This is a genomic window from Paenibacillus xylaniclasticus (genome assembly GCF_004001065.1).
GTDB classification, from domain to species: domain Bacteria; phylum Bacillota; class Bacilli; order Paenibacillales; family Paenibacillaceae; genus Paenibacillus_T; species Paenibacillus_T xylaniclasticus.
The window spans coordinates 1-3881 of record NZ_BIML01000071.1; the positions used below are offsets into that span (position 1 = coordinate 1).

Genomic DNA, 3881 nt, shown 5'->3' on the forward strand with positions numbered 1-3881 from the left:
TGTTCTGTCCCTTCCAGGCTGGCTCGAACATCAGCATGCTGCTGCCGGCCGCCAACGGCGCTTTCGTAATCCCTACGCTCGCACCCCCAGCATTAACCGTCGGCGCCTGCGATATACGGGCGACTGCCAATTTCGCATCAACCTCCGACGACGACTTACCGCCGTTCATGGCAGTCTCCTTCTCTGGTGCCCAATACCGCTCCTTGGCAAAAGGATACGTCGGCAGCGGAATTCTAGAGTACGAATCATTCGCGAACAAATGTTCAAATTCTAACGAATATCCTTGAATGTACAAATCAGCAACCGCCGTCAACAGCTCTAGGTACTCACGGTCATCGCTTGTATGCTGACTCTTCTGGATGCATTCATTTCCGTATCTTCTCAAGGATGATTGTGTACGTTGATCTTTGTCATGCAGTTCGGAATGATAAACTTGGGCCGCGCTTCCTTTATCCAGCCATTTCTTGAGGGATGCAACCAGCTCACCTGTATTGCGGGTCATACATACAAGCCTGTGGTTGCAGTGCTTTCTTCCAAGCCAAAGGGTATAGCTTATGTTGCCGCAGTCTGCCGCAGGCTCCTGCTCGCAATATGCGACCAGCTGCTCAACTTGGCGACGTAGTTGTTGCGAGGTTCGCGCCGACAACGGAATTAAGTACCCCGGCTTCGCAGCATGCTTCCGTTCCGTCCTTGGTGCTTCCCCGATGATCATATGGGCATTCGTGCCGCTGGCCCCAAAGGAGCTGACCGCAGCGCAACGACTGACTCCCGGTTCAATCTTCCAATCCCGCAGCTGCGTGTTTACATAAAAAGGGCTGTCGTCAAACTGAATATTCGAATTGCCCGATTGAAAATGAAGCGTAGGCGGGATTTGCTTATGCTTTAACGATAATATCAGTTTGATTACGCCCGTGATCCCTGCCGCAATCTGTGTATGACCGATATTCGTCTTAATGGACCCAATGGCGCAAAATTTCTTCTTATCGGTATACTTTCTGAACGTTCTGGTCAGTGCCTGAAATTCGATCGGATCTCCCAATCGGGTTCCGGTTCCGTGCGATTCGACCATCTGGATTTGCTCAGGATGAATATGAAAGGTGTCGTACACATACTGTTCCAACCGTTCCTGAGAATTTTGGCTTGGCGCCGTGAGCCCGTTTGTCGTGCCATCCTGATTGATACCCGAGCCTAATATGACGCCATGGATATGATCGCCATCGGCGAGAGCTTCGCTGAGCCGCTTAAGTACAATAACGCCGACCGCTTCTCCCGGAACCATGCCATCTGCACGATCGTCAAAAGTATAGCAGTGCCCCGTTGGAGACAGCATACCCGCCCGATCACCGTATAAATAGCAGCGGGGAGTCGTATGAATATAGACTCCCCCGGCCAAAGCCATATCCGTTTCTCCGCTCCACAAGCTTTGACACGCAAGATGAACTGCAACTAACGAGCTGGAGCATGCCGTATCTACAGCTATAGCCGGCCCGTGAAGATCGAGGTGATAGGAGATTCTAGCCGGAATAACCGACCCCATATGTCCCCACAGTGCCTGCGGCGGGAGGTCGTCGCCCAGCAGCTGCTGGTAATCGCCTTCGGCACAGCCGACATAAACCCCGCATCGCCGTCCCTGTACTCCGGCTCCTGCATAGCCTGCATTTTCGAGTGCATGCCATGCTTCCTCCAAAAATATTCTCTGCTGCGGGTCCATGTAGGTTGCTTCCAAACCGGAAATATTGAAAAACAACGGATCAAACTTATCAATGTCGCTCAGAAAGCTGCCATAATTGCAATAGCTCTCATTGTCAGCATAATATTTTGATAGATCCCATCGAGTAACTTCCTCAACCAAATCGTCGCCGTTCTGAAGATGGCTCCACAATTGTTCCACATCTTCCGACCCGGCAAACCTTCCGCTCAAACCAATAATCGCGATAGGCTCTCTTCCCGGTATGTTTTCCTTCTGATTCTCTTCTCGCCGACTATTCTGTTGTTCAGGAGTCTCGCATCTGACTTGAAATATCTCTTCTCCGCTGTCCGTCTGTCTGACGCTCTGGTCTAAAGCCTGCATAACTTGGTCTCCGAACTGTTTCGTAATGTATGACGTCAGTTGGATGACCGAGCTGTAATCGAAGATGTCGGTCGTGTGCAAATGGATGTCCAGCTCCCGGTTTATCGTCTGCACAAAGTTAACACCGAGAATGGAGTCCAAACCATAATCGGCGAACGACTCGTGGACATCAATCATCGCCGTTTCTACGTTCAATGCTTCTGCCAGCTTCTCTACAATTATCTCACTGATATAATCTTCAGCCATCCCGCTGGACACAGCCGTACCGGGAACGCTCTCTACGTCGTGCGATTTCATTGGGGAGACAGCATGCTGTGGCTCCGCTTGCTCCCGAATGATGCCGTCGCTTTCAGCTACAATGATTTGTTGACCGATATCATGTGCTTCCTCTACCGGGAAGAAAACAGACCGGAAGCCTTCGGCTTCCAGCGCTTGTCGCCAGCTTTCAGGATATAACCCTGGACAGCCTGGAATACGCAACTCCGGGTCGTCATACAGCCACCAGCCCTCCAATAAGCCGAAGGTCAAATGGTTGAGCAGTGATTTGCCGCTCATTTCATTAATAATTATTAGACCGTTTGTACGCAGCGCGTCTTTGACATTGCGCAAGGTTTGCCGAATGCTTCTAGTGGCGTGCAGTACATTAGTGGCAATCACAATATCGTATACGCCTACGTCGATATGCTGCGACCTAGCCGTTTCTTCCACATTGAAAATTTGGTAAGTCAAGTATGGGTTTTGCGGCCCATACTCTTTTTGTGCATGCAGCAAAAAAGCTTTGGATCTATCGGTATAGCAGTATTCCTGGATATGGTCTCGATACGGCTGAAGCTTTTGCAAGACTATAGCGCTGGTGCCGCCAGTACCTGCTCCAACCTCGAGAATTCGAACCGCCGCCGACGGTTCTTGCTCAATTCGCTCATCCAAATACGATATGACTAAATCTCCAACCACTTCATTAAAATAATCGCCGGCAGGATTATTTTTATAGATGCCTTCCACTAAACTCATCGATGAATTCGGAAACATAATATCCGTAGCGGGTACTTGACCCGTCAAAATATTAGGCAATTCCCTTAGTGTAGCTTCAAGAAGAACGGTCCAGGCCGAAAGGTTAGCGTCTTCCAGCCACGCCCCTTTCTTCTGTTCCCACTCCTGCCATACCGATTGCAAATGAACCGGAGCAGTATTCGCCTTGCTATACCGTTCTCCCTGACGATCCAAATACTGATTCTGTACCAGAATCTCGATACTTTCATCCAGCCAGCGGTCGAATAAATCCGGCAGCGCTGTTCTGGCTTTAAAATCCGCTATCATCGCATTCTTTTCCATATGTGCATACGGGCACAATCCCATAGACTGCAATTGGCCCCATAACAGCCCGCATAAGATACGATTCATTTCCTTCATCTATATGCCTCCTTCTCCGTATTGCTCCCTTATGTCTCTCTATTCCGATACGGAATTGGCTCCGCTGTCGACTACAGCAGAGGGCGTTCCTTTATCTTCAACCGCTAGGTAGGAAACCGCCGGCTTCCTTTTTAGGGCCTCGCTGGTTGAGATGCGACTTTGAATATTTCGGATATAGGATGGAACAGCAGCGGAAATTGAAGCATGGTTTGCTCCGACACTCGCTTCCGCCCCGCTTGCTGCTGCCGCAATCTTCTTGGAAGCCGTGTGCGTACTTTGCGACCTCGCGGCCCCCTCCGATTCAATTGCGCCCTCCTTAGTTTTAATATCCGAGATCCAATAACGCTCCCTTGCAAAAGGATACGTCGGCAGGCTAATGATTCGCGGCTTGTTCTCCCCG

The 3881-nt window shown here is 50.2% G+C and carries 2 protein-coding genes; both read right to left on the reverse strand.

Annotation, left to right across the window (positions count from 1 at the left end):
* The coding region (locus tag PXY01_RS21930; RefSeq protein ID WP_127573260.1) for a beta-ketoacyl synthase N-terminal-like domain-containing protein at window positions 1-3481 on the reverse strand (3481 nt) is incomplete at its 3' end.
* A gap of 39 nt (window positions 3482-3520) precedes the next feature.
* Window positions 3521-3881: hypothetical protein (locus tag PXY01_RS22495; protein WP_164744549.1), on the reverse strand; the 361-nt coding region annotated here is incomplete at its 5' end.